The sequence below is a fragment of the Paenibacillus humicola genome (assembly GCF_028826105.1).
Lineage (GTDB): Bacteria > Bacillota > Bacilli > Paenibacillales > Paenibacillaceae > Paenibacillus_Z > Paenibacillus_Z humicola.
Genome location: NZ_JAQGPL010000001.1, coordinates 3,672,374 through 3,698,081, shown reverse-complemented (window position 1 = coordinate 3,698,081; position 25,708 = coordinate 3,672,374). Strand labels below are relative to the sequence as shown.

At 59.4% G+C, this 25,708-nt stretch carries 21 protein-coding genes; 20 read left to right on the top strand and 1 reads right to left on the bottom strand.

Features of this window, described 5'->3' with window-relative positions; all coding sequences use genetic code 11:
• Nucleotides 1-17: 17 nt before the first annotated feature.
• The gene (locus tag PD282_RS17165) at nt 18-1,286 is read left to right on the top strand and encodes an adenosylhomocysteinase (RefSeq protein WP_274651866.1); all 1,269 of its coding nucleotides are present in this window, start codon (nt 18-20) and stop codon (nt 1,284-1,286) included.
• A 169-nt stretch (nt 1,287-1,455) separates the two neighbouring features.
• Nucleotides 1,456-2,592 (top strand): DUF4349 domain-containing protein, encoded by a 1,137-nt coding sequence (locus tag PD282_RS17160; protein ID WP_274651865.1) that lies wholly within the window; start codon nt 1,456-1,458, stop codon nt 2,590-2,592.
• A 77-nt stretch (nt 2,593-2,669) separates the two neighbouring features.
• On the opposite strand, the gene PD282_RS17155 is transcribed toward PD282_RS17160, so the two are convergent.
• On the bottom strand, nt 2,670-2,915 hold the full coding sequence (locus PD282_RS17155) for a hypothetical protein (RefSeq protein WP_274651864.1): 246 nt from the start codon (nt 2,913-2,915) through the stop codon (nt 2,670-2,672).
• 251 nt (nt 2,916-3,166) lie between these two features.
• On the opposite strand from PD282_RS17155, the gene mraZ reads away from it, so the two are divergent.
• The 18 genes from mraZ to sigE all read left to right on the top strand — a co-directional run bounded on the left by mraZ (nt 3,167) and on the right by sigE (nt 25,456).
• Entirely contained in the window at nt 3,167-3,604 is a 438-nt protein-coding gene (gene mraZ, locus PD282_RS17150; protein ID WP_274651863.1) for a division/cell wall cluster transcriptional repressor MraZ, read from the top strand.
• Between the two features lie 36 nt (nt 3,605-3,640).
• Complete coding sequence (gene rsmH, locus PD282_RS17145) at nt 3,641-4,606, top strand: 16S rRNA (cytosine(1402)-N(4))-methyltransferase RsmH (protein ID WP_274651862.1); 966 nt, start codon at nt 3,641-3,643, stop codon at nt 4,604-4,606.
• A gap of 32 nt (nt 4,607-4,638) precedes the next feature.
• Complete coding sequence (gene ftsL, locus PD282_RS17140; RefSeq protein WP_274651861.1) at nt 4,639-5,040, top strand: cell division protein FtsL; 402 nt, start codon at nt 4,639-4,641, stop codon at nt 5,038-5,040.
• A gap of 12 nt (nt 5,041-5,052) precedes the next feature.
• Nucleotides 5,053-7,290 (top strand): penicillin-binding transpeptidase domain-containing protein, encoded by a 2,238-nt coding sequence (locus tag PD282_RS17135; protein ID WP_274651860.1) that lies wholly within the window; start codon nt 5,053-5,055, stop codon nt 7,288-7,290.
• A 109-nt stretch (nt 7,291-7,399) separates the two neighbouring features.
• The gene (locus PD282_RS17130; protein WP_274651859.1) at nt 7,400-9,343 is read left to right on the top strand and encodes a stage V sporulation protein D; all 1,944 of its coding nucleotides are present in this window, start codon (nt 7,400-7,402) and stop codon (nt 9,341-9,343) included.
• A gap of 54 nt (nt 9,344-9,397) precedes the next feature.
• Nucleotides 9,398-10,882 carry a UDP-N-acetylmuramoyl-L-alanyl-D-glutamate--2,6-diaminopimelate ligase gene (locus PD282_RS17125; protein ID WP_274651858.1) on the top strand — a complete coding sequence of 495 codons (1,485 nt, stop codon included), beginning with the start codon at nt 9,398-9,400 and terminating at the stop codon, nt 10,880-10,882.
• Nucleotides 10,879-12,363 (top strand): UDP-N-acetylmuramoyl-tripeptide--D-alanyl-D-alanine ligase, encoded by a 1,485-nt coding sequence (locus tag PD282_RS17120; RefSeq protein ID WP_274651857.1) that lies wholly within the window; start codon nt 10,879-10,881, stop codon nt 12,361-12,363. Before PD282_RS17125 ends, PD282_RS17120 begins: the two co-directional genes overlap by 4 nt.
• 12 nt (nt 12,364-12,375) lie before the next feature.
• The gene (gene mraY / locus PD282_RS17115) at nt 12,376-13,332 is read left to right on the top strand and encodes a phospho-N-acetylmuramoyl-pentapeptide-transferase (RefSeq protein ID WP_274651856.1); all 957 of its coding nucleotides are present in this window, start codon (nt 12,376-12,378) and stop codon (nt 13,330-13,332) included.
• A gap of 443 nt (nt 13,333-13,775) precedes the next feature.
• Nucleotides 13,776-15,215: a UDP-N-acetylmuramoyl-L-alanine--D-glutamate ligase gene (gene murD / locus PD282_RS17110; protein ID WP_274651855.1), complete on the top strand. Its 1,440-nt coding sequence runs from the start codon at nt 13,776-13,778 to the stop codon at nt 15,213-15,215.
• Between the two features lie 45 nt (nt 15,216-15,260).
• A complete protein-coding gene (gene spoVE / locus PD282_RS17105; RefSeq protein WP_274651854.1) occupies nt 15,261-16,358 on the top strand; it encodes a stage V sporulation protein E in 1,098 nt (365 codons plus the stop codon).
• A 7-nt stretch (nt 16,359-16,365) separates the two neighbouring features.
• Entirely contained in the window at nt 16,366-17,475 is a 1,110-nt protein-coding gene (murG, locus tag PD282_RS17100) for an undecaprenyldiphospho-muramoylpentapeptide beta-N-acetylglucosaminyltransferase (protein WP_274651853.1), read from the top strand.
• 186 nt (nt 17,476-17,661) lie between these two features.
• Nucleotides 17,662-18,567: a UDP-N-acetylmuramate dehydrogenase gene (murB, locus tag PD282_RS17095; RefSeq protein WP_274651852.1), complete on the top strand. Its 906-nt coding sequence runs from the start codon at nt 17,662-17,664 to the stop codon at nt 18,565-18,567.
• A 15-nt stretch (nt 18,568-18,582) separates the two neighbouring features.
• Nucleotides 18,583-19,863: a UDP-N-acetylglucosamine 1-carboxyvinyltransferase gene (murA, locus tag PD282_RS17090; protein ID WP_274651851.1), complete on the top strand. Its 1,281-nt coding sequence runs from the start codon at nt 18,583-18,585 to the stop codon at nt 19,861-19,863.
• 142 nt (nt 19,864-20,005) lie between these two features.
• The gene (locus PD282_RS17085) at nt 20,006-20,752 is read left to right on the top strand and encodes a cell division protein FtsQ/DivIB (protein ID WP_274651850.1); all 747 of its coding nucleotides are present in this window, start codon (nt 20,006-20,008) and stop codon (nt 20,750-20,752) included.
• 247 nt (nt 20,753-20,999) lie between these two features.
• Complete coding sequence (gene ftsA, locus PD282_RS17080; protein WP_274651849.1) at nt 21,000-22,241, top strand: cell division protein FtsA; 1,242 nt, start codon at nt 21,000-21,002, stop codon at nt 22,239-22,241.
• A gap of 17 nt (nt 22,242-22,258) precedes the next feature.
• Entirely contained in the window at nt 22,259-23,383 is a 1,125-nt protein-coding gene (gene ftsZ / locus PD282_RS17075; protein ID WP_274651848.1) for a cell division protein FtsZ, read from the top strand.
• Nucleotides 23,384-23,762: 379 nt separating this feature from the next.
• Nucleotides 23,763-24,755: a sigma-E processing peptidase SpoIIGA gene (spoIIGA, locus tag PD282_RS17070; protein WP_274651847.1), complete on the top strand. Its 993-nt coding sequence runs from the start codon at nt 23,763-23,765 to the stop codon at nt 24,753-24,755.
• On the top strand, nt 24,734-25,456 hold the full coding sequence (sigE, locus tag PD282_RS17065) for an RNA polymerase sporulation sigma factor SigE (RefSeq protein WP_274651846.1): 723 nt from the start codon (nt 24,734-24,736) through the stop codon (nt 25,454-25,456). The genes spoIIGA and sigE overlap by 22 nt, the downstream gene beginning before the upstream one ends.
• The last annotated feature ends 252 nt before the right edge of the window (nt 25,457-25,708 follow it).

The following is a 25,708-nucleotide window of genomic DNA, read 5'->3' as shown; positions in this document are numbered from 1 at the left end:
GGCTGTGACTTGAGGCGATGGCCGCAAATGCAAAAGAAACGAGTATCGTAGCCGATTTGGCGCTGGCGCCGGACGGACGTTTGAAAATCGACTGGGTCGCGGCGCATATGCCGGTACTGAACCGGATTCGCGAGCAGTTCGAGAAGGAGCAGCCGTTCAAAGGGCTCAAGGTGGCGATATCGCTCCATTTGGAGGCGAAGACAGCCTATCTGGCCAAAGTCGTGCAGGCCGGCGGCGCCGAAGTGACGATTACGGGCAGCAATCCGCTGTCGACGCAGGACGATGTCTGCGCGGCGCTTGTGGAGGACGGCATAACCGTTTTCGCCAAATATAATCCGGAGCCGCAGGAATACAAGGCGCTGCTCGTGAAGACGCTCGAAACGAAGCCGGACCTCGTCATCGACGACGGCGGCGACCTCGTCTCCATCCTGCATGCCGAGCGGCCGGATCTCATGAGTCAGGTGCGCGGCGGCGCGGAGGAGACGACGACCGGTATTCTTCGTCTGAAAGCGATGGAGAAGGACGGCTCGCTCAAGTTTCCGATGGTAGCGGTCAACGACGCGTACTGCAAATATTTGTTCGACAATCGTTACGGCACCGGCCAGTCGGTATGGGACGGCATCAACCGGACGACCAATCTTGTCGCGGCAGGCAAGACGGTTGTGGTCGTCGGCTACGGCTGGTGCGGCAAAGGCGTGGCGATGCGGGCTAAAGGGCTCGGCGCAAACGTCGTCGTTACCGAGGTCGACGCGATTAAAGCGGTCGAGGCTTATATGGACGGCTTTACGGTGCTGCCGATGCTGGAAGCGGCAAAAATCGGCGATATTTTCGTCACCGTGACGGGAAATCGCGACGTCATTCGCGGCGTGCATTACGAAGTGATGAAGAACGGCGCGATTTTGTCGAACGCCGGTCATTTCGATGTCGAAGTGAACAAGCCGGAGCTTGAAGCGTTGTCCGCAAGCAAACGTATCGTTCGCCGAAACATCGAGGAATACCGGTTGAAGGACGGGCGCAGCATTTATTTGCTGGCAGAAGGACGGCTCGTCAATTTGGCGGCCGGCGACGGACATCCCGCCGAAATCATGGATATGACGTTCGCGCTGCAGGCGCTTTCGCTAAAATACGTCAACGATCATTACGCTGCAATCGGCAGCAAAGTGGTCAACGTGCCGTATGAGCTTGACGAGCAGGTGGCGCGTTATAAGCTCGCATCGCTCGGCATCGGCATCGATGCGCTGACGGAAGAACAGCGGTCGTATCTGGACAGCTGGACGGAGCATTAAGCTCCTAGCTGCAATCGTCGCTAACGTTAAAACCGTACCATCCGAGGCTCCCGCAAGGGCTTCCGCTCCGGATGGTACGGTTTTTTTGTTTTCGTCCCGGATGTGCAACATTATCCATGCCGCCTGACGTCTAGTAGGTGCTAGCACAGGCTGTAAAGGGGGGCATGAGATGACAGAAAGCAGGGAGAAAAAGAAGCGCCGAGGGCGAAGAGCGTTCATGCTTGCAATTTTGCCGGCGCTGTTGGTCATGCTGCTGGCCGGCTGCACGCACGGCGGCGGCGCAAATACGGGAGCGGCTGCGGACGCGGCTGCGGCAAATGACGGCTTCATGAGCGGGACGGCCGAATCGAAAGCGGTGGTGGTTCAGGATCAGGCCGCTCCGACGGGAGCCGTGCCGGCTGGCGGCGGATTGCCGGGCGGTGAGACGTTCGCTCCGGACACGGCCGGGGAGGATTCGCCCGCGGGTCCGGAAGAGCTGGCCGGCTCCGCCGATCCGGACGGCCTCAGCCGGAAAATCGTCTACAAGGCGAATATGACGATGAAGGTCGACGATTACGCCAAAGCGCAAACGGAGCTGCAAAAGCGGATCGCGTCATCCGGCGGCTATGTGCTTACCTTTTCCGATTCGAAAACGGCATCCGAAGTCGGCGGCACCTATACGGTCAAGGTTCCCGCGTCCGGCTTCTCCGATTTTATGCAGCAGGTCGAGGCGATCGAGCATCTCGATGTGCAAAGAAGCTTGAGCGGCACGGACGTGACGCAGGAGTACGTCGACCTGCAGGCGCGGCTCAAGGCGCAGCAGGCGGTCGAAGCCCGGCTGAACTCGTTTATGGAGAAGGCGGTGAAGGCGGACGATCTGCTGAAAATATCGCAGCAGCTCGGAGACGTGCAGACGCAAATCGAGCAAATTAAGGGGAGGATGCGCTACCTCGATCAGAACGTCGCCTACTCCACGGCGGTCATCAAGCTTTACGAGGAGCTCGAACCGGTCCAGCAGCCGAAGAAAAAAGGCAAAGAAACGGCGCTTGGGGAGCGGCTGACGAACGCGCTTTCCGGCAGCGCCGATTTCTTGTACCGGATGCTCCAGGGCGCGCTTGTGCTGGCCGCGGGAGCGATTCCGGTTTTGGCCGTTTTGGCGGTCGTGTGCATTCCATTCTATTTCGGCTGGCGCAGGCGGCGCAAGCGAAGGGACGAAACGCGCGAAGCGGGTCCGGCAAACGCAGCCGTACTCCCGATTCATATCCCGTCGGCCGAAAATTCGGATCCGGCTGACCCAAGTGAAGCCAAGCCGAAAAAAAACGATTAACGAGGTGAAAGATAGCGAAAAAGAGCCGTTTCCCGGCCGTCCTGACAATCAGGCGGCGGGAGACGGCTCTTTTGGTATCAATGCGGCTGCCGGCGTCCGCACGCTTTGCGGATCGCATGGCGCATGACGGCTTTCCGCGCCAACAGGCGCCGTTCCTGCTCCGGGGCCTCGAAAAATTGCGGCGACCGGTACAGCTCGATCAGCGCATCCTCGCTTGCCGCCGCCGCCGCGATGTCGTCGCCGAGCAAATAGTGGGCGATTTGATAGCACAGCTGCTCGATCGGGCGCAGCTGCTCGATTTTCGTTTCGGCTAACGCATTCATGGCCGGCTCCTTTAACTGGAAGAAGTTCCCGCGAATCGGGACGGGTAACGGCTTTTCAGTATCCGATGCTTACAGCTTACACGATCGCGCGGGACGAATGGTTTCAAAAATGTAACAAGATTAATCCCCTAAATAATTTATTAAAAAAGGGACTCCCCGGAAGGATTTCGATTTTCGGTGGCGAATAGATCAACCTTAGTGGTGGAAAGTGGGGGCAAGTGGCGAGTTTGGGGGAGGAGGTGGAGCGGCCTATGTTTATGGGCGAATATCAGCACAGCATCGACGACAAAGGCCGCCTCATCATCCCCGCCAAATTCCGCGAGCAGCTGGGCGAGCAGTTTGTCGTCACGCGCGGCCTCGACAACTGTTTGTTCGTTTATCCGATGTCGGAGTGGGGCGTGCTCGAGCAGAAGCTGAAATCGCTGCCGCTCATGAAATCGGACGCGCGGGCGTTCTCGCGGTTTTTCTTCTCGGGAGCGACCGAATGCGAGCTGGACAAACAGGGAAGGGTAAATTTGCCGAATAATTTGTGCGAATATGCCAAATTGGACAAGGAATGCATCGTGCTCGGCGTCTCCAACCGGGTTGAAATTTGGAGCAGGCACATTTGGGAGAGCTACTTCAAGCAGTCCGAAGAAACGTTCAACGACATTGCCGAGAAGCTGGTCGATTTCGATTTCAATTTTTAATTCCGGAATACCTTGCGCGCCAGGGAGGGTTACAGCATGTTCGATCATATTACGGTGCTCAGGGAAGAAGCGGTTGACGGGCTGGCGGTGAAGCCGGACGGGATTTACGTCGACTGCACGCTCGGCGGCGCCGGGCACAGCGAGCTGATCGCGTCGCGCCTCGGGCCGTCCGGCCGTCTGATTGCTTTCGACCAGGACGACCGGGCGCTCGAGCATGCCCGTGTCCGGCTCGCGTCGTACCTGGACCGCGTTACGCTGGTCAAAAGCAATTTTCGCCATCTGGAGCAGGAACTTTCGGCGCTCGGCGTGAACGGCGCGGACGGCGTCCTGTTCGATCTCGGGGTGTCGAGCCCGCAGCTCGATGAAGCGGAGCGCGGCTTCAGCTACAATCACGACGCTCCGCTCGACATGCGGATGGATCAGACGGGGCTTCTGACCGCCGGCGATATCGTCAACACGTGGGAGGAGCGGGACATCGCCCGCATCATCGACAGCTACGGCGAGGAGCGGTTCGCGAAGGCGATCGCCCGCAAAATCGCGCAGGCGCGCGAGCAGCGGGAAATCGTCACGACGGGCGAGCTGGCCGAGCTGATCAAATCGGCCATTCCGGCCGCCGCGAGACGGACGGGCCCGCACCCGGCGAAGCGCACGTTTCAGGCGCTGCGCATCGCCGTCAACGACGAGCTTGGAGCCGAGGAATCGGCGCTCGAGCAGACCGTACGCGTGCTGAAGCCCGGCGGCAGAGCGGCCGTCATCACGTTTCATTCACTCGAAGACCGGATTTGCAAGCACCTTTTCGCGAAATTTGTTGAAAAATGCACCTGTCCGCCCGATTTTCCGATGTGCGTCTGCGGAGGAAAGGGCGTGCTGAAGCTGATTACCCGCAAGCCGATCGTCCCGGGACAAGAGGAGCTCGAACGCAATCCGCGCGCCCGTTCGGCGAAGCTTCGGATTGCCGAAAAGCTGGATTCGGACCGTCCGGCGCAGACGCGGAACGAATAATTGATTTTAGAAACTAGGAGGTATCACCTTACATGGCCTATGTGAACGGCAACTTGGCGCTGCAGCCGAAGCGCAAGCCGGGGCAGAAAAACGCGTACAAGGAAACGAAGAAAACCGTCGTGCGCAGGAAGTCGCTGCCCGTGCAGGAGAAGCTGCTGTTTTTGTTCACCATCGTCGTATTTGTCGTCGTGCTGTTCGTCATTATTTCGCGTTCCGCGCAGGTTTACCAGACCAATTTAAAAGTTGTCCAATTGAACACGAAATATCAGACGCTGCAGGGGCAGATCAAGGATCTGCAGCAGCAGGTGCAGGCGCTGAACAACCCGGAGCGGATTCAGGATATCGCCACGCAGGAAGGCATGTCCGCCGATCTGGACAGCAGCATTAAGGTGAAGACGGACGACGGCGAGACGGCAACGGCGATGAACAGGTAAGGTGAACCGCTCATGACAAAACGAATCCAATTACGGACGCTGCTGGTCGGAGGGCTTATCACCCTCCTTTTTGTTGCTCTTGTAGGCCGCATCTATTGGGTGCAGGTGGTTAAGGCGGACTTCTGGTCCGCGCAGGCGCGCGAGGTATGGTCGAGATCCGAGAAGCTCGAGCCGGTCAGAGGGACGATCACCGACCGCAACGGCAACGTGCTTGCCATGGATGTAGACGCGTATACCGTTTCCGTTAATCCCGATCTCATTCATAAGCTCAATTTGGAGGACGCGGTCGTCAGCAAGCTGCACGCCGTCCTCAACAAGCCCGAGAACGAGCTGCGCGACCTCGTGACGGCGAAGAAGAAAGATGGTACCTACTTACAGAACCGGGAGATCCGTCCCGAAGGCTGGAAGATCGATAAACCGCTTGCCGACAAAGTGGAGCAGGCGGTAGCCGATTTGAAGAAACAGACGAACGATAAGGACGTCGGCATCTATTTGATGACCGAAAAGAAGCGGTTTTATCCGAAGAACGACATGGCTTCCCACCTGCTGGGCTACCTGGACAAGGACGGCAACGCGGTGATGGGGCTGGAGAAATCGCTGGACGACAAGCTGAGAGGCAAGGCAGGCGAAATTGTCTACGAGAAGGACGGCAACGGCGTCATTTTGGATAACGGCCCGGTGAAATTTAATCCTTCCCATGACGGGGATGATGTGACGCTGACGATTGACACCGACATTCAGCATTACGTCGAGGATGCGATCAAGCAGGCATGGGACGAATATAAGCCGAAAAGCATCACGGCGATCGCCGCCGATCCGCAGACCGGCGACATTCTCGGCATGGCGAACCTGCCGGATTTCAACCCGAACCAATATTGGACGGCGAAGCCCGGGGATTTCTACAACTCGGCGATCAAAGCGCTGTACGAGCCCGGCTCGACATTCAAAATCGTAACGCTCTCCGGAGCCGTACAGGAAGGGCTGTTCAATCCGAACGATACGTACAAGTCGGGCTACATCGACGTTCCGGGCAAGCGGATCCGGGATATCAACCGCGAAGGCTGGGGCACGATCACCTACCTCGAAGGGCTCAAGCGGTCCAGTAACGTCGCGTTCGTCAAGCTGGGCTACGAGAAACTCGGCGCCGACCGTTTAATTAACTACATTAAGAAATTCGGCTTCGGCCAGCCGACGGGCATCGAACTGCCTGGGGAGAGCGCCGGTATTGAAGAAATTAATCCGAAAATTCCTACTGATGTGGCGGCAGCGTCATTCGGCCAAGGCAGAATTGCGGTGACGCCGATCCAGCAAATCGCCGCGGTCGGCGCCGTCGCCAACGGCGGCAAGCTGATGCAGCCGCATCTGATCAAACAGATCGAAGATCCGGTAACGAAGAAAGTCGAGGTCACGCAGCCGAAGGTCGTTCGTCAGGTCATTTCGCCGCAGGTATCCAAGCAGGTCGGCGACTATTTGGAGCAGGTCGTGTCCGACCAAAAAATCGGCACCGGCAGAAACGCTTATATCGAAGGCTACCGTGTCGCAGGAAAAACGGGTACGGCTCAGAAGGTTGTGAACGGTCATTATTCGACGGATCAATTTGTTGTCTCATTCATCGGCTTTGCGCCGGTCGGCAACCCGAAAATCGTCGTCTATGTCGTCGTCGACTCGCCGAACAACCCGCTTGCCGGCGGCGGCACCGTCGCAGGGCCGGTTTTCCGCAGCATCGTGCTGCAGAGCCTTCGCCATATGGGCGTAGCCCCGACCGAAACGGCGGCCGATGAAGCCGAGCAGAAGGAAACGACGGTTTCGGTGCCGGATTTGACCGGGCAAAGCGTGACGCAGGCAACGAAGGCGCTGGAAGGCAAGTCGCTGCAAGGCGAACCGGTCGGCACCGGCTCGACGGTGCTGCAGCAAATTCCGAAGGCCGGCACGGCCGTCGGCAAAGATCAAAAAATTTATTTGCTGACCCAGGACCGGAGCAAGCTGCCGGTTCCGAACATGAGCGGGCTTTCGCTCCGCGACGCGCTGGAAATTTGCTCCCTGCTGCAAATTCGCGCCGTAACGGAGGGTGAAGGCTTCGTTACCGCGCAGACGAATGCGAAGTTAAACGGGCAGCCCGTGCTGAAGCTGACGCTCGAGCCGCCGGACGAGCTGCCGCCGCCCGCTGACGGCGCCGGCCAGCCGGACGCCGGGGAAGCCATCACAAACGCCGCCGAAGGCGAAAAGCAGGAGAATAAAGCGCCGCATTGACGGCTTGTTCTAACCCTCTTGCGAACCGAATAGGCTTGGATTAGGAAGCGGATGGACGAGGTCCATGCCGCTTTCCGTCCACTCTCGCATTCGGAAGGGGGCTTTAGGCGTGAAAGTATCGAATGTGACGGTGAGACGGCGGCTGTTCGCCGCGCTTGCCGTTTCCGTTGTGGCGTTCTCGCTGCTGGCCGGACGGCTCGGCTACGTGCAGCTCTGGAACGGGGAGCAGCTTGCGGCGAAGGCGGAGGACTCCTGGCGCCGGGAAATCCCGTTCGCGGCGAAGCGGGGAGAGATCTGGGACCGAAACGGCGTGCGACTTGCGTATAATATAAGCTCACCGACCGTGATGGCGATTCCTGCCCAGGTGAAGAACGCGGACGACACGGCCGCGAAGCTGGCTCCGCTGCTCGGCATGACCGAGGAGCAGGTGCACGCCCTCGTGACGAAAAAGTCGATGATCGTCAACATCAATCCCGGCGGCCGGAAAATAACGCCCGAGAAGGCGCAGCAGGTCAAGGATCTGGCGCTGCCCGGCATCGTCGTCGCGGAGGACAACAAGCGATATTATCCGTTCGGCCAGCTCGCGTCGAACGTGCTCGGCATCGTCGGCCTGGACGGCGGGCTCACCGGAGTCGAACAGAAATACGACAGCCAGCTGAAAGGGATCAACGGCAACGTTTCGTTTCTGTCCGATGCCAAAGGCAAGGTGATGCCGGGCTCGACCGACTCGTATTCGCAGCCGCACGACGGGCTCGATATGGAGCTGACGATCGACAAGCAGATCCAGTCGATCATGGAACGCGAGCTGGATCAGGCAATGGTCAAGTTCCAGGCGGACGATATGATCGCCATCGCAATGGACCCGAACAACGGCGAAATTCTCGGCATGGCCAGCCGGCCGACCTTCGAGCCGGACAAATACCGGGATGCCGATCCGACGGTGTACAACCGCAATCTGCCGATTTGGATGACGTACGAGCCCGGTTCCACGTTTAAAATCATTACGCTGTCCGCCGCTCTCAACGAAGGCAAGGTCGATCTGCAGCACGATACGTTTTTCGACCCCGGTGCGGTCGAGATCGGCGGCGCGCGGCTTCGCTGCTGGAAGAAGGGCGGCCACGGCAGCCAAACCTTCCTCGAAGTGGTGCAAAATTCGTGCAACCCCGGATTCGTGGCGCTCGGCAACCGGCTCGGCAAAGAGAAGCTGTTCGATTATATTAAAGCGTTCGGGTTCGGCCGGAAGACGGGCATCGATATCGGCGGCGAATCGACCGGCATTTTGTTCAAAATGAACCAGGTCGGGCCGGTGGAGCTTGCCACAACCGCCTTCGGCCAGGGCGTTTCGGTAACGCCGATCCAGCAAATAACGGCCGTTTCGGCGGCGATTAACGGCGGAACGCTGTATAAGCCTCACGTCGCCAAGGCGTTTATTAACCCCGAAACCGGCGAAACGGTCGAAACGGTCCAGCCGGATGCGGAGCGGCAGGTTATTACGCCCGAAACGAGCAAAAAGGTGCGCGATGCGCTGGAGAGCGTGGTGGCGAAAGGGACAGGGAAAAACGCCTTCCTCGACGGCTACCGCGTCGGCGGTAAGACGGGGACGGCGCAGAAGGTGATCAACGGCCGCTATTCGCCGAACGAGCATATCGTCTCGTTCATAGGCTTCGCGCCGGCGGATGATCCGAAAATCGTCGTCTACGTGGCCGTCGACAATCCGCAGGGCATCCAGTTCGGCGGCGTTGTCGCGGCGCCGATCGTGCACAACATTTTGGCGGACGCGCTTCCGTATATGGGCGTGCAGCCGCGCCAAAACCAGATCGAGCGGCAGTATAAATACGGCGATCTCGCGCCGAAAATCGTCACCGTTCCGAACCTGGTCGGCAAGACGGTTTCGGATATTTATGAAGATATGAACATGACGCTTAATCTGTCCTCGGCGGGGAGCGGCGACACGGTCATCCGTCAGGCGCCGGCAGCCGGCACCCGGGTGGAGCAGGGCTCGACGGTCCGCATCTATTTGGCCAAGGACCCTGATGAAGACTCTTCGAATTGACGATACTGAATAATAGCAGCGTTTACGCGATAGACACTGAGGGAGGACTTTGGCATGCGACTCACCCAATTGGCATCGCTTCTCATTACCGCAAGGCTGGAAGGCGGCGATGCGGAAATCGCCGGCATTCAGACCGATTCGCGCAGGGTGGAGCCGGGCGATTTGTTTATCTGCCTGCCCGGGTATACGCAGGACGGGCATGATTTCGCACCGCAGGCGGCGCAGCGCGGCGCGGCGGCTTTCGTGGCGGAGCGTCCGCTGCCGGTGGACGCTCCGCAGCTGATCGTAAAGAGCAGCCGGCTGGCGATGGCGGTGCTGTCCGATCATTTCTTCGGCCATCCGAGCCGGAAGATGAAGCTGATCGGCGTGACGGGCACGAACGGCAAAACGACGACCACCTATCTGATCGAACGCATTCTGGCCGATGCCGGCAAGGCGGCCGGCGTGATCGGAACGGTCGAAATGCGGTACGGCGGACGCTCGTTCCCGATGTCGGGCACGACGCCGGAGGCGCTCGAGCTGCAGCGGAGTCTGGCGGCGATGGCGGATGCCGGCACGGAATACTGCGCAATGGAAGTTTCCTCCCATGCGCTGGAGCAGGGCCGGGCGAAGGGCTGCCGGTACCGGTCGGCCATTTTCACCAACCTCACCCAGGACCATCTCGATTACCACGGGACGATGGAGCGTTACGCGGACGCCAAAGGGCTCCTTTTCTCGCGGCTGGGCAACGAGTATGCCGAGACGGCGGAGGAACGGTCGTATGCGGTGATGAACGCCGACGATCCCGCATCGGAACGGATGGCGCAGCTGACCGCGGCGGAAATCATCACTTACGGCGTGGACGCTCCGGCGGACGTCAGGGCGTCTAATATTCGCATCACGGCGCGCGGAACCTCGTTCCGGCTCGATTCGTTTCGGGGCTCCGCGGACATTACGCTGCGCATGGCCGGGAAGTTCAACGTTTACAATGCGCTTGCCGCTCTATGCGCCGCGCTTATCGAAGGAATCCCGCTGGAGAGCGCGAAGCGCAGCCTTGAAGCGGTTCCCGGCGTACCGGGCAGAGTGGAATCGGTCGATGCCGGACAGCCGTTCGCCGTCATCGTCGATTATGCCCATACGCCGGACGGGCTCGAAAACGTGCTGCGCGCGGTGAAGGAATTTGCCGCGGGCCGGGTCATATGCGTGTTCGGCTGCGGCGGCGACCGTGACCGGACGAAGCGTCCGATCATGGGTCAAATCGCCGCCCGCTACGCGGACCGGATCATCGTCACATCGGACAATCCGCGGACGGAGGATCCGGGGAAGATTTTGCTGGATATCGAAGCCGGGCTGAAGGCGGACAGCGTGCCCGAGGAGCGGTACGAGCTGCTTGTCGACCGCCGCGAGGCCATTCAAAAAGCGGTTGAAATGGCCGGCCCCGACGATGTAGTATTGATAGCGGGCAAAGGGCATGAAACCTATCAATTGATCGGCGGCGTAACGCACGACTTCGACGACCGCGAGGTAGCCAAAGCCGCGATAAGGAGTTTGTCGACGTGATCAAAAGAACGCTTGGCGCCATTGCCGCCATGTGCGGCGGAACGTTAAACGACAGCGGCCATGCCGCATTAACCGTTGCCGGGATATCGAAAGATACGCGGCATATAAAACCCGGCCAGCTTTATGTCCCGCTTGCGGGAGAGCGGTTCGACGGGCACGATTTTGCCGCGGACGCGCTGGCGAAAGGCGCTGCCGCGCTGCTTTGGCAGACGGACCGGGAGCTCCCTGGCGAGCTGGCGGGGAAGCCGGCCGTCTTCGTCCCGGACACGCTGGCCGCGCTGCAGCGGCTCGCCGCCTCTTACCGGAGAGAGCTGGGCCTTAAGGTGGTCGGCATTACCGGGAGCAACGGCAAAACGACGACGAAAGATATGGTGGCGTCGGCGCTGTCCGGCGCCCTTCGCGTGCATAAAACGGAAGGCAATCTGAACAATCACATCGGACTGCCGATAACGGTGTTGGAGCTGGACGAGACGGTTGAAGCCGCCGTGCTCGAAATGGGGATGAGCGGCTTCGGTGAAATCGAGCTGCTGACCCGCATCGCGCAGCCGGACATCGCCGTCATTACGAATATCGGCGAAGCTCATTTGCAGCAGCTCGGTTCGCGGGAAGGGATTGCCAAAGCGAAGCTCGAAATTGCGGCCGGCTTGCGGCCGGGCGGCCTGCTGCTGATCAACGGCGACGAGCCGCTGCTGCGAAGCGGCATTGCTTCGCTGTCGCTGCCTGAAGGAGCCGTGGTCCAAACGTTCGGCCTCGGCGCCGGCAACGATTGGACGGCATCCGCGATCGAGATCGGCGCCGAAAGCTCGGCGTTCGGCGTTACACCTTCCGGACGCGCTGCGGCTGCGGCTCTGAACGCCGGGGAAGAGGCCGGCGCCGGCGTCATCTCCGGCTTATCCGTCCCCGTGCCCGGCAAACACAACGTATCGAACGCGGTCGCCGCCGTTGCGGCGGCCGTGCGGTTCGGCTTGACGGCGGAGCAAATCCGCCGCGGCTTTCAGGGCTTGAAGCTGACGGGCATGCGCATCGAGCCGATGCGCGCGGCCGGGGGAGCCATGCTGCTGAACGACGCTTACAATGCCAATCCGACGGCCGTCCGCGCGGCGATCGACCTCGTCGCGCAGCTGACCGGGTACCGGCGGAAGTGGCTCGTCTTGGGAGATATGCTGGAGCTCGGGCCGAAGGAAGAGGATCTGCACCGGGAAGTCGGCGAATATGCCGGTCCGGACAAAGCCGACGCGGTGCTGACGTATGGGCCGCTGTCGGCTCATACGGCAGCGGGAGCCGCGAAGCGGTTCGGCCTGCCGGCGGCGGGAACCGGCTCCGCGGCTCCTGGCGAAGAACCGGCCGTGCTCGCCTTCGACGACAAAACCGCGCTCGCGGAGTTTCTGCGGGCGAGGCTCGCGCCGGACGATCTCGTGCTGGTGAAAGGATCGCGCGGCATGCAGATGGAAGAAATCGTGCATGCGCTCATGCGCGAATAAAGAGGTGTGGTCATGGACGTAAAGGTCATTCTGCTGTCAATCGGCGCTTCCTTCCTGCTTGCGATTTTGCTCGGACCTTTGTTCATCCCGCTGCTGCGCCGGCTGAAATTCGGCCAGCAGATCCGGACCGAGGGCCCGCAGAGCCACTTGAAGAAAAAAGGGACGCCGACGATGGGCGGCATCATTATCATGCTGGCCGCGCTGCTCGCTTTTCTGAAATTTTCCGATAAGACGAGCGAGTTTTGGGTGCTGCTCGTGTCTTCGCTCGGCTTCGGGCTGGTCGGATTTCTGGACGATTACATCAAAATCGTCTTCAAACGCTCGCTCGGCCTGACGGCCCGGCAAAAGCTCGTGTTTCAATTTATTTTTTCCATTCTGGTGTGCGTGCTGCTGTATCAAATGCACCACAGCACCGACGTCGGCATTCCGGGGACGAATGCGGTGTGGCATGCCGGCTGGTTTTATTATCCGTTTGTCATTATTATGCTGTTCGCCACGACCAACGCGGTTAATTTTACGGACGGCGTCGACGGCCTGCTGAGCGGAACGGGCGCCGTCGCGTTCGGCGCGTTCACGATACTCGCGATGCATGCGAGCGAGAACGAATCGGCCGTATTTTCAGCAGCGATGATCGGCGCTCTGCTCGGGTTTCTCGTCTTTAACGCCCACCCCGCCAAAGTTTTTATGGGCGATACCGGCTCGCTCGGCATAGGCGGCGGCATGGCGGCGGTGGCCATTTTGACGAAAACGGAATTTTTGCTTATTATTATCGGCGGCGTGTTCGTCTTGGAGATGTTGTCGGTCATCCTGCAGGTCGGCTCGTTCAAGCTGAGAGGCAAGCGCATCTTCAAAATGAGCCCGATCCATCATCATTTCGAGCTGTCGGGCTGGAGCGAGTGGCGCGTTGTCACCGTGTTCTGGCTTGCCGGCGTCTTATTCGCCGCCCTGGGCATAGCCCTGGGCCGCTAATTCCGCCTCGGGCGGAAGAGGCGCCGCTGGTGCAAAAAAACGCCGCAGGCGGAAAAAGGCACCGCAGGTGCAAAAACGCCCCAGGCGAAAAAAAGCACCGCAGGTGCCGTGTTCGGTCTTTTGCGCGGTTAAGCGTGTCCCCGAGTGGGGACGAAAGCGGCGGATACGAACGAATTCTGTTTTAAAGCGACCATTACCCATAACGTTATTCAAGGTGCAGCCATCAGGTAACAAAGGTGCCCAGAAGTAGAGCGTGTCCCCAGGTGGGGACGAAAGCGGGCATATCAACGAAGACAATTAGGGCGCGGCTCTAAAACTCAAACGTTCTACCTTTCCGGGTGTCCAGAGGGCGGGAGCCCTCGGGGTCTCCTCAGAGTTTTCCGAAGGAAAACTTGCTTCGGAAGCTTAGGCTTGGGGAGGGGGATTTAGGGGGAGGTAATCTCTTGTTTGATCCAATCCACTATAAAAACAAAAACGTCGTCGTGCTGGGCCTTGCGAGAAGCGGGGTCAGCGTCGCCAAGCTGTTTCACAAACTCGGCGCTCACGTCACGGTGAACGACCAAAAGGAACGCCGCCTATGCCCCGAAGCGGACGAGTTGGACGCTTTGGGCGTTTCTGTTATATGCGGCGGTCATCCGGAAGGACTGCTGACGCCCGATACGGCGCTTGTGGTCAAAAATCCGGGCATTCCGTACAGCGCGCCGCCGGTGCGCCGTGCGCTGGAGCTCGGCCTCGACGTCGTGACGGAGGTGGAAGTCGCTTACCGGCTGTCGCCCGCGCCGATCATCGGGATCACGGGCTCGAACGGCAAGACCACCACGACCACCTGGCTCGGCGAAATGATGGAGGCGGCAGGTCTGAGGCCGATCGTCGCCGGCAACATCGGAACGCCGCTCTGCGAGGCGGCGCAGATTGCGGAGCCGGACAACTGGATCGTCGCCGAGCTGAGCAGCTTCCAGCTGAAAGGGACCGAGGCGTTCCGGCCGCGCATCGCGGTTCTGCTGAACGTGGTCGAAACTCATCTCGACTACCACGGCGGCATGGACGATTACATTGCATCGAAGGCGAAGCTGTTCGCCAATCAGACGGAGACGGATTCAGCCGTGCTCAATATGGACGATGACGTCTGCCGCCGGCTGGCGGAAAGCGGCGCCGTGAAGGCGCAGCTGCTGCCCTTCGCGACGAGCCGCGAGCTCGAGTACGGCGTCTATGTCGAACCGCCGTATCCGGAAGCGATTGAGGCGGCGGAGGACGGCGTCGAGCGCAGTATCGTGCTGAAGGAGCGCGGCGGCAGCAAGCGAACGATTCTTGCCGTCGGCGAGCTGGGCATTCCCGGAAAGCACAACGTGTCGGACGCGCTTGCGGCGATCTGCGCCTGCCTGGCGGCCGGCGCAAATCCCGAGCAGCTGATCGAGCCGCTGCGAGGCTTCCGCGGCGTGGAGCACCGGCTCGAATTCGTATGCGAGCGAGGCGGCGTCGTTTATTACAACAACTCGAAAGCGACGAACGGCACGGCTGCGATTATCGCGCTTCGTTCGTTCGCTCCGGGCCGGGTCGTGCTGATTGCCGGCGGGCTCGACCGCGGTTCGGATTATATGGAGCTGCTGCCGCACCTGAAGGATCAGGCGAAGGCGCTCGTCGCGCTCGGCCAGACGCGGGAGAAACTGGCGCGCGTGGCGGAGCTCGCAGGTTTACCGGACGTCAAAATCGTCGAACCTGAAGAGGACGCCGAAAAGACGCTCCGGAAGGCGGTGCGCGAAGCGGCTTCCCTTGCCGGGCCGGGGGATGTCGTGCTGCTGTCGCCGGCCTGCGCAAGCTGGGACATGTTTGAGTCTTACGAGCAGCGGGGGCGAATGTTTAAGCAATCGGCGCATACGTTGTAAGTAGGGGGCTTGTCCCTACTTACGCATGCAGAGGTGTTTCCAGCGATGGCCAAAGCCAGATCCGCCCCGGATATGTGGATGATCGTTTCGATTTTGCTCATTCTTGCCATCGGTCTCGTGATGGTCTACAGCGCAAGCGCCGTACTTGCATTTCACCAATTCGGCGACTCCTTCTATTTCCTGAAACGCCAGCTGCTGTTTGCGGCGCTCGGTGTCGGCGCGATGTTCGTCACGATGAACACCGATTATTGGATATGGAAGAAGTACTCGAAGCTTGCCCTGATCGTCTGCTTCGGCCTGCTCGTCATTGTGCTCATCCCCGGCATCGGCGTCGTGCGCGGCGGCGCGAGAAGCTGGCTCGGCATCAGCTCGTTCGGCATCCAGCCTTCCGAGTTCATGAAGCTCGCCATGATCATCTTTTTGGCCAAACTGCTGTCCGACAGGCAGCAGGTCGTGACGAGCTTCACCAAAGGGCTGCTGCCGCCGCTCGGCATTATGGGCCTGGCGTTCGGTCTGATCATGCTGCAGCCGGACCTCGGCTCGGCGGCGGTCATGGTCGGCGCATCGCTGCTCGTCATCTATACGGCGGGAGCAAGGCTCTCCCATCTCGGCTCGCTGGTCCTGCTCGGCGTCGGCGGCCTGGTCGGCCTTATTTTGGCGGCGCCGTACCGGATGAAGCGCATCACCGGCTTTCTCGATCCATGGTCCGACCCGCTCGGGACGGGGTACCAGATCATCCAATCGCTGTACGCGATCGGTCCCGGCGGCCTGGTCGGTCTCGGTCTCGGCATGAGCCGGCAAAAATTCAATTACCTGCCCGAGCCGCAAACCGATTTTATTTTCTCGATCGTCGCCGAAGAGCTTGGATTTATCGGCGGCGCGGCGATCATCGCGCTGTTCGCGATCTTGATTTGGCGCGGCATGCGGACGGCGATGACGGCGCCCGATACGTTCGGCAGCCTGCTGGCGGTCGGCATCGTCGGCATCGTCGGCGTCCAGGTATTCATCAACATCGGCGTTGTCATCGGCATGCTGCCGGTTACCGGCATTACGCTGCCGCTCGTCAGCTACGGCGGCTCGTCGCTAACGCTGCTGCTGACCGCGCTCGGCATTTTGCTCAACATATCCCGTTATTCGAGGTGACGTTTTCATGCGGATTGTATTGACCGGCGGCGGAACGGGCGGCCACATCTATCCCGCGCTTGCCGTCGGCAGGCACGTAGCCGAGGAGGAGCCGGATACCGCCATCCTTTACATCGGCACCCCGAAAGGGCTTGAAAGCCGGATCGTGCCCGCGCAGGGCATCGATTTCGAGCCGGTCGAAATTACCGGCTTCCGGCGCAAGCTGTCGCTGGAAAACGTCCGCACCGTGATGCGGTTCCTGAAGGGCGTCAGACGTTCGAAGCAGCTGCTCGCGGCCTTCAAGCCGGACGTTGTCGTCGGCACGGGCGGCTATGTATGCGGTCCGGTCGTATACGCTGCGGCGAAGCTCGGCATCCCGACGCTGATCCACGAACAGAATGCGATCGCGGGACTGACCAATCAGTTTCTGGCCCGGTACGCCGACTGCGTCGCCGTCAGCTTTAAAGAATCGCAAACGCAGTTCAAGCGTTCGAAGCGGGTGGTGTTTACCGGCAATCCGCGCGCTTCCCAAGTGGTCAAAGCAAACAGGGACAAAGGCTTCGCCTCGCTCGGCCTGTCCCAGGGCAGCAAAATCGTCCTGGTGGTCGGCGGCAGCAGAGGCGCGAAAGCCATGAACGACGCGATGGTGGACATGGCGCCGCTGACTGGGCGGCTGCCGGGGGTCCATTTTGTGTTTGTAACCGGCGAAAGCTATTACGAGGGGACGATGGAGCGGATCAAGAAAGTGATTCCGCAGCTTTCCAATTACATCCATGTGCTCCCGTATTTGCATAATATGCCCGAGGTGCTGGCCGCCTCGACGCTTGTCGTCAGCCGCTCCGGCGCTTCGTCGCTGGCGGAGCTGACCGCGCTCGGCCTTCCTTCGATTCTCGTCCCGTCGCCGAACGTGACCAACAATCACCAGGAGGCCAACGCGCGGACGCTGATGAACGCGGGCGCCGCGGAAATGATTATTGAGCGACGGCTGACGGGCGCAATGCTGTTCGAGCGGATAAGCGCCATACTTGGCGATTCCGGGCGGCTCGCAGCGATGGGAACGGCGGCGCGCAAGCTTGGCATGCCGCAGTCGGCGGCCCTGCTGTCGGCCGAGCTCAAGCGGCTTGCCGGGCGAAGCTAGGGCAGCCGCGCGGCACCTGGGCGATTGTCACACTACCGTACGCGGAGGCATAGTATACCGTATAATCGTGACCGCCACCCGGCGGGTCCAATAAAGCCTGAGCGTCTGTGCAGGCGGACCGCCCGGCGTCCCGTACGATGTCTCCGGCCGGCTGTCGCCCGCAAGAGCAAAAAGGAGGTACGAGAGATGGAGCAGTTTTTGGCGGAGCTGGCCCGCACCGATGTCGGCGATGTCCGGCACCGCGAGCCTTTATCCGCATATACAACCTGGAAAATCGGCGGCCCCGCCGACGTTTTCGTCATTCCGCATGATGAAAAGCAGCTGGCGGCGGTCCTGCGGCTGCTCCGGAAGCACTCCGTTCCGTGGACGAACCTCGGCCGCGGCTCCAACATGCTGGTGAGCGACAAAGGTATTCGCGGCGTTGTCATCCAATTGGGCGACGGGTTCGATTATGTGCGGTTCGAGGGCACGCTCGTTCATGCCGGCGCCGCTTTCTCCTTCATCAAGCTGTCCGTTCTGGCGGGCAAGGAAGGGCTGACCGGACTGGAATTTGCAGGGGGGATTCCGGGAACGGTCGGCGGAGCCGTTTATATGAACGCAGGCGCCCACGGGTCGGAAGTGTCGCGCATTTTCAAATCAGCTGACGTTGTACTGGAAACAGGGGAATTGGTTCGCTATGGACCAGGCGATATGCAATTCGCTTACCGGCATACGGTGCTTCACGACCGTCCGGGCGTCGTCGCCCGGGCAACGTTCGAGCTCCGCGAAGGAGACCGGAAGGAAATCGCCGCATCGCTGGCATCCTACAAGGACCGGCGCCGCCGTACGCAGCCGCTTCAGCTGCCGTGCGCGGGCAGCGTGTTCCGGAATCCGCCGGGCGATCATGCCGCGCGGCTTATACAGGAAGCGGGCCTCAAGGGGCTTCGCAGCGGAGGAGCGGAAGTATCGGCGCAGCACGCCAATTTCATTGTCAACACCGGGCAAGCGACAGCTGAGGACGTTCTCGCCCTCATGGCAACGATCCGCAGCACCGTCAATGACCGATTCGGAGTCGACCTGGTGCCGGAAGTACTGGTGGTGGGCGAGCGGTAATCCGGAGGTGATACATTGGACAAATTGGTGATTGAAGGCGGGAAACCACTCTCAGGAACCATTGTTATCCAAGGAGCGAAAAACGCCGCTTTGCCGATTTTGGCTGCAAGCATGCTGGTGGAAGGAAAAGTAATGCTCGATCATGTGCCCCGCCTTCTGGACATCGACGTCATGCTGAACATTTTGCGGGAGCTTGGCTGCGAAGCGGTGCATGAGGGGCAAACCGTAACGCTGGATACGTCGACAGCAAACAGCTCTCATATTCCCGAGGCGCTGATGCGTCAAATGCGCTCCTCCATTTTCCTGATGGGGCCGCTGCTGGCCCGGTTCGGGAAGGTGACGGTCTATCAGCCCGGCGGCTGCGCGATCGGCGAACGGAAAATCGACCTGCACCTGCAGGGCCTGACGGCGCTCGGCGCAACGGTCGAAGAGGAAGGAAGCCGGATCGTGTGCTGCGCGGGCCGGCTGAAGGGGACGGAAATCCATCTCGACTTTCCGAGCGTCGGCGCAACGGAAAATATTATGATGGCCGCGGTGCTGGCCGAAGGCATGACCACGATCACGAACGCGGCGAGAGAGCCGGAAATCCAGGATTTGCAGCATTTTCTCAATCGGATGGGTGCCAAGATCATCGGGGCGGGGACGGATACGATTACGGTGGAGGGCGTTAATCGTCTCGAGCCGTGCAGATACCAGGTCATTCCCGACCGCATCGTAACGGGCACCGTCATGGTGGCCGCCGCCGCAACGCGCGGACAGGTGACGCTGCAGCATACGAATCCCGTACACTTAACCTCGCTCATCCACGTCCTCAGGCGCGCAGGTGTTCAAATCGCGGTTGACGGTGATATAATTAAGATCGGCAGTTCCAGCCGCCCGAAAGCGATCGATCGCGTCGTCACGTCGCCTTACCCGGCGTTCCCGACCGATCTGCAATCGCAGGTTATGGTGCTGCTCGCGCTTGCCGACGGAGTGAGCGTCATGAAAGAGACGATTTTCGAAGGCCGTTTCAAGCATGTGGATGAATTGTGCCGCATGGGCGCGGATATCCGCGTCGATCTGAATTCCGCTTTCATCCGCGGCGTCTCACGGCTTTACGGCGCGACGGTCGAGGCGACCGATCTCCGGGCCGGAGCCGCGCTCGTGATTGCAGGGCTGGCGGCGCAGGGAAAAACCGTCGTCGAGCAGGTGCATCATATTGACCGGGGCTACGACCGGATCGAGACGATGCTGGGCCGGCTCGGGGCACGCATCCAACGCGTACCGGCGGCAATGGACGACCGGGTCTACCGCTGACCGCTTGAACATTTTGCATACAATGAGACTCATGATCGCAGCCGGCAACACCGGCCTGCAGGCTGCCCCCGCTAACACCGGGCGGCGGGTACTGCGAACCGGACGTTTGCCGTCCTGCGTTTTGGCAAAGAGGGGACAAGCAATGCAGGAAAAAGTGCCGGTGCTGCGAGAACCTGTCCGGAAACGCCGAAGCGGCAAAAAATTGCTTGCCGTACTTTTGTTGCTTTTTATCGTTATATTAAGCGTGATGTTCTTTCATTCATCGATCAGCAAAATTTCTTCGGTCGATGTGGAAGGCGAGCAGGTGCTCAGCGTCGAATCTATTAAGCAGGCGGCAGGCGTTAAAGCCGGGGACGCATTCTTCGGCATAAGCGCCTCTGCGATCGAGCGCCGGGTCAAAACGCTGAAGCCGGTCGAGAGCGTCGAGGTCGTCAAAACGTTTCCGGGAAAAATCGGCATTACGGTTCGCGAGTTCCCGGTCGTTGCGTTCGAGCTGTCGAAAAAAGGAGAGCTTTCGGCCGTTTTGTCGAACGGAGTGGACGTGCCGGCTACTGCGAATCTTGTGGCGGACAAGCCCGTTCTTACCGGCTGGCAGGACAACGATCCCGTCAAAGCGCAGCTGGCCAAACAGCTGGCCGCCATACCGCCGGAATCGCTGGCCGATTTCTCGGAAATCATCCCGGACCCGTCGAAATCATATCCGGACCGGATCAAAATCTATACGCGCACGCGCTTCGAAGTCATTACCGCCGCCTCGCTGCTGCCGTCCAAGATCGCCATGCTGAACGGCGTTACCCAGCAGCAGGAGCCCGGCATCGTTACGCTGCTGCTGGCCGATAAGTGGGCGCCGTTCAACAACGCGCCGTCCGATGAAGAAAGTTCGAAATGAATCTTTTGAAATCGCTACTCAATAGAGTTAATAAATGATATGATTTAAGTTATATGCCGATTTGGGTTTATCCCGGCATTTCGCGGCTGACAGACCGCTGCAAGGCGGCTCCGGCCCGCACTGGAAACATCTTCAACCCCCGAAAATTTTGTTGAAAAAGAGGGAAAATATAATAGGCGTTGAATTAAAGTAGTCATACATCGTAATCGACCGTACCCAAAAATGTTGAAACGGAGGTGCCATAGGTTTGAGCAGCAATGACATCATCGTCAGTTTGGACATCGGTACATCCAAGGTTCGTGCTATTATTGGCGAAGTCCAGAACGGAGCCATTAATATTATTGGAGTTGGATCTGCCGACTCGGAAGGCATTCGCAAGGGAGCGATCGTCGATATCGACCAGACCGTGCAGTCGATCCGCAACGCTGTGGAACACGCGGAACGCATGGTAGGCATTCAAATAAACGAAGTTTACGTCGGCATTCAAGGGAATCATATCGCTTTGCAAACGAACCGGGGCGTCGTGGCGGTATCGAACGAGGACCGGGAAATCAGCGAAGACGATATCGACCGTGTGCTTCAGGCGGCGAAGGTGGTCGCGCTGCCGCCGGAGCGGGAAATCGTCAATCTGGTGCCGAAGCAGTATCTGGTCGACGGCTTGGAGGGGATCTCCGATCCGCGCGGCATGATCGGCGTTCGCCTCGAGGTGGAAGCGACGGTGGTAACCGGAGCAAAGACGGCGATACATAATCTCGTCCGCTGCGTCGAGAAAGCGAATCTCCAAATCGCCGGTATCGTCCTGATGTCTTTAGCCTCCGGTCAAATGGCGCTGACGAAAGACGAAAAAATGATGGGAACGGTGCTGGCCGACATCGGCGCGGGCTCCGCGACGATCGCCGTTTTCGATCAGGGAAGCCTGTCCGCCACATCGACGCTGCCGATCGGCGGCGAATATGTCACGAGCGATATCTCCTACGGACTGCGGACGCAGACGGAGCAGGCCGAGAAAATTAAGCAAAAATACGGCTGTTCGCTGATCGGCGACGCCGCCGAGGATCAGAAGTTCAAAGTGATGCGGATGGGCAGCAACGTCGAGAAGGAATTTACGCAGGTTGATCTTGCCAACATTATCGAACCCCGGATGCAGGAAATTTTTCATTTGATCCGCCAGGAAGTCAGAAGGCTCGGTTACGGCGACAAGGTGAACGGCTACGTGCTCACGGGCGGCGCGGTGACGATGCCCGGGACGCTCGGGCTCGCCCAGGTCGAGCTGGAATCCTCCGTGCGCATCGCGGTCCCCGATTATATCGGCGTACGCGACCCTTCTTATACCAGCGGCGTCGGCATGATCCAATACGTGTCCAAATACATGCGCAGCCGCCCCGTCAGCGCTCCCAAGAAGAGTTCATCGCGGAAATCGGGAGCTGCCGCATCGTCGAAACCCGGTTTGTTCGAGCGGCTCAAAAATTTATTCAGTGAATTCATTTGAACGGGGGATAAACAAGGATGTTGGAATTCGATTTCGAAACGGAGCAACTGGCGCAAATTAAGGTCATCGGCGTGGGGGGCGGCGGCAGCAATGCGGTCAACCGGATGATTGAGAACGGCGTCAAGGGCGTGGAATTTATAACGGTCAATACGGATGCGCAGGCGCTGAACATGGCGCACTCCGAGCAGAAGCTGCAGATTGGGGACAAGCTGACCCGCGGTCTCGGCGCAGGTGCGAATCCTGAGGTCGGCAAGAAAGCGGCTGAGGAATCTCGCGAATCGATCATGAATACGCTCAAGGGAGCGGATATGGTGTTCGTGACCGCCGGCATGGGCGGCGGCACCGGTACCGGCGCAGCGCCGGTCATCGCCGAAATCGCCCGCGAATGCGGCGCGCTGACGGTAGGCGTCGTGACACGCCCGTTTACATTTGAAGGGCGCAAACGTTCCGGCCAGGCGGAAATGGGCATCGAGGCGCTGAAGGAGAAGGTCGACACGCTGATCGTCATCCCGAACGACCGGCTGCTCGAAATCGTCGACAAAAAGACGCCGATGCTCGAGGCGTTCCGCGAAGCCGACAACGTGCTGCGCCAGGCCGTTCAAGGCATCTCCGACCTGATCGCCGTACCGGGTCTCATCAACCTCGATTTCGCCGACGTGAAGACGATCATGACCGAGCGAGGCTCGGCGCTGATGGGCATCGGCAACGCGACGGGCGAGAACCGTGCGGCCGAAGCCGCCCGCAAAGCCATTCAAAGCCCGCTGCTCGAAACGTCGATCGACGGCGCGCGCGGCATCATCATGAATATTACCGGCGGTTCCAACCTGTCGCTGTACGAAGTAAACGAAGCGGCGGAAATCGTCATTTCCGCTTCCGATCCGGAAGTGAATATGATTTTCGGCGCCAGCATCGACGAATCGCTGAAGGAAGAGATTAAGGTTACGGTCATTGCGACGGGCTTCGAGCATCGCAGCAATCCGGGGCTTCGCCGCATGGCGGGTCAGCAGCCTGCCGAGCAGCAGCCTGCCGAGAACCGTCAAACTACGACCACTCCCGGTCCGAAGCCGTTCGGAAGCGGCGTGTCCAGCGACCAGCTCGATATTCCCGCTTTTCTGCGCAACCGCCGCAACAACGACCGCTAATTCCGGTTCATACGTGACCGCAATGTAAACCGCCTTCCGGCCCTGCCGGGAGGCGGTTTTTTTTCGAAATCGGAGAAAGGGCTTCGATTTCCAAAGGGACGAAACGGCTGCTCACCGTCAAAAGGACGGCGGACAGCCGTTTCTACTTGTCTCGAAATCCGGATAAGATCGGGTCGTACGGAGCAACCGCCGCCGTCGTTTTTTCGGGTTGTCCGGGCTCGTCTTCCGCAACAGCTCGACAAAAAAAGATCGCTCCTGACGGCATGTTTAGACAGACATTGTAATAGGATTTAAATATACTAGACACATGCCACAGACCGTTGCGGCATAAAGGGAGGCAGGCCGGAAAGAGGAGCTGCGGCGGGAAGGTGAGCGGCGCTTGAACGCAGTTTATATCGACGTCCTGTTTATGATCAACGTGATGATCGACGGTTCGGCCCTCCTGCTTACCGCTTGGGTGCGGGGCGTCCGGGCCGTCTGGTGGAAGGTGCTGCTGGCCGCGTTCTGCGGATCGTTGTATGCGGTACTGGCCGTATTTCCGTCGCTTGCGTTCTTGTTCGGCATTCCGGTTAAATTGGCTGTGTCCGTCGTCATGCTGCTGATCGTTTTCGGGTTTGGGAGCATTCAGCATTTTGTACGTCTCGTGTTTGTATTTTATGCCGTTAATTTTGTGGCCGGCGGTGCCGTGCTCGGTCTCCATTACCTGCTGATGAGCGGTTCCGGTGAAATGAAGGATATCCTGATGTTTATCGGCGGCCGTTCGGACGTCCATTTGAGACTCGGCATCGTGTTTCTGTTCAGCCTTATTTCTGTCGGTTTTTACATGTTTCGTTCCATCCTGATGCAGCGAAAAGAACGCGACCTGGTGAGGAGCCATATCGCGGAGGTGTCGGTGATGATTGAAGGCTGCGAGCGGAACTGCACGGGGCTCATCGATACCGGCAATCAGCTTTACGAGCCGCTGACGCGCACGCCCGTCATGGTGATGGAAGCTTCGCTTTGGCAGGAGGATTTGCCGCCGGGCTGGATCAAACGGATCCGGGATGCGGAGGTCGATAAACTGCTGGCAACCATGCAGGATGAGCCGTTTATGTGGCAGGACCGCCTGCGTCTGGTGCCGTATCGCGGCGTCAATCGCGGCGCTCAGTTCATGCTCGCCATCAAGCCGGATCTCGTTGTCGTACGGCGGGACGGGGAAGTTTACGAGACGCGCAAAGTGCTGGTCGGCCTCGACGCCGGCAGGCTGGCTGCGGACGGGGCCTATCAGGCCATTGTCCATCCGTCGCTGCTTCATAATCAAACGAATGCGAATGGTCCTATTCACAGCTCTTCGGGGAGGGATGGAGCAGCATGCTCGTCAAATGGAAATTAGTCCTGCAGTTATATTATTATCGCGTTTTGTTTTTATTCGGGTTAAAGAGCGAGGAAATTTATTATATCGGCGGAAGCGAGGCGCTGCCGCCCCCGCTCACCCGCGAAGAAGAAGAATATTTGCTCGAGAAGCTGCCGTCGGGCGATACGGCGATCCGGGCGATGCTGATCGAACGCAACCTCCGGCTCGTTGTGTATATCGCCCGCAAGTTCGAGAACACGGGCATCCATATCGAGGATCTCGTCTCGATCGGCGCGATCGGCCTGATCAAAGCCGTCAATACGTTCGATCCGGAGAAAAAGATCAAGCTCGCCACGTACGCCTCCCGCTGCATCGAGAACGAGATTTTGATGTATTTGCGGCGCAACAGCAAGACGCGGACGGAAGTGTCGTTCGACGAGCCGCTTAACATCGATTGGGACGGCAACGAGCTGCTGCTATCCGACGTTCTCGGCACGGAGAACGATACGATTTACCGCAACATCGAGGAGCAGGTCGACCGTAAGCTGCTGCACAAAGCGCTCGACAAGCTGACCGAACGGGAACGGATCATTATGGAGCTTCGCTTCGGGCTGGCCGACGGCGAGGAGAAGACGCAGAAGGACGTCGCCGATCTGCTCGGCATTTCCCAGTCCTATATCTCCCGGCTCGAGAAGCGGATCATCAAGCGGCTGCGGAAGGAATTTAACAAAATGGTGTAGCGAACCTTCCAACCCCTAGGTATCGGCAAGCGCTTCCAAGAGCCGCAAAAACGGGATGGAGCATGGGAAGGTGCCAGGCCATGCAGTTAATTATAAGGATCCGGCGGCGTTGTAACGCCGCCTTGAATGGGAGCACCGGGTGAGCCGGGCTCTCTTTTTTGCGTATTGACAATTGAAGCGGATTCAGCCGGACTCCGTAAACTTAAACGAATGAGCGCCTGTTTGAATTTGAAATGCACGTGCATGCGGGGC

Coding starts and splice junctions, on each gene's coding strand:
- PD282_RS17135 (WP_274651860.1), top strand. CDS start 5,053: ATGACAAAACGAATCCAATTACGGACGCTGCTGGTCGGAGGGCTTATC.
- spoVE (WP_274651854.1), top strand. CDS start 15,261: ATGGCCAAAGCCAGATCCGCCCCGGATATGTGGATGATCGTTTCGATT.
- sigE (WP_274651846.1), top strand. CDS start 24,734: ATGCTCGTCAAATGGAAATTAGTCCTGCAGTTATATTATTATCGCGTT.
- PD282_RS17165 (WP_274651866.1), top strand. CDS start 18: ATGGCCGCAAATGCAAAAGAAACGAGTATCGTAGCCGATTTGGCGCTG.
- murG (WP_274651853.1), top strand. CDS start 16,366: ATGCGGATTGTATTGACCGGCGGCGGAACGGGCGGCCACATCTATCCC.
- ftsZ (WP_274651848.1), top strand. CDS start 22,259: ATGTTGGAATTCGATTTCGAAACGGAGCAACTGGCGCAAATTAAGGTC.
- rsmH (WP_274651862.1), top strand. CDS start 3,641: ATGTTCGATCATATTACGGTGCTCAGGGAAGAAGCGGTTGACGGGCTG.
- ftsL (WP_274651861.1), top strand. CDS start 4,639: ATGGCCTATGTGAACGGCAACTTGGCGCTGCAGCCGAAGCGCAAGCCG.
- PD282_RS17160 (WP_274651865.1), top strand. CDS start 1,456: ATGACAGAAAGCAGGGAGAAAAAGAAGCGCCGAGGGCGAAGAGCGTTC.
- murB (WP_274651852.1), top strand. CDS start 17,662: ATGGAGCAGTTTTTGGCGGAGCTGGCCCGCACCGATGTCGGCGATGTC.
- mraY (WP_274651856.1), top strand. CDS start 12,376: ATGGACGTAAAGGTCATTCTGCTGTCAATCGGCGCTTCCTTCCTGCTT.
- PD282_RS17155 (WP_274651864.1), bottom strand. CDS start 2,915: ATGAATGCGTTAGCCGAAACGAAAATCGAGCAGCTGCGCCCGATCGAG.
- PD282_RS17125 (WP_274651858.1), top strand. CDS start 9,398: ATGCGACTCACCCAATTGGCATCGCTTCTCATTACCGCAAGGCTGGAA.
- mraZ (WP_274651863.1), top strand. CDS start 3,167: ATGTTTATGGGCGAATATCAGCACAGCATCGACGACAAAGGCCGCCTC.
- PD282_RS17085 (WP_274651850.1), top strand. CDS start 20,006: ATGCAGGAAAAAGTGCCGGTGCTGCGAGAACCTGTCCGGAAACGCCGA.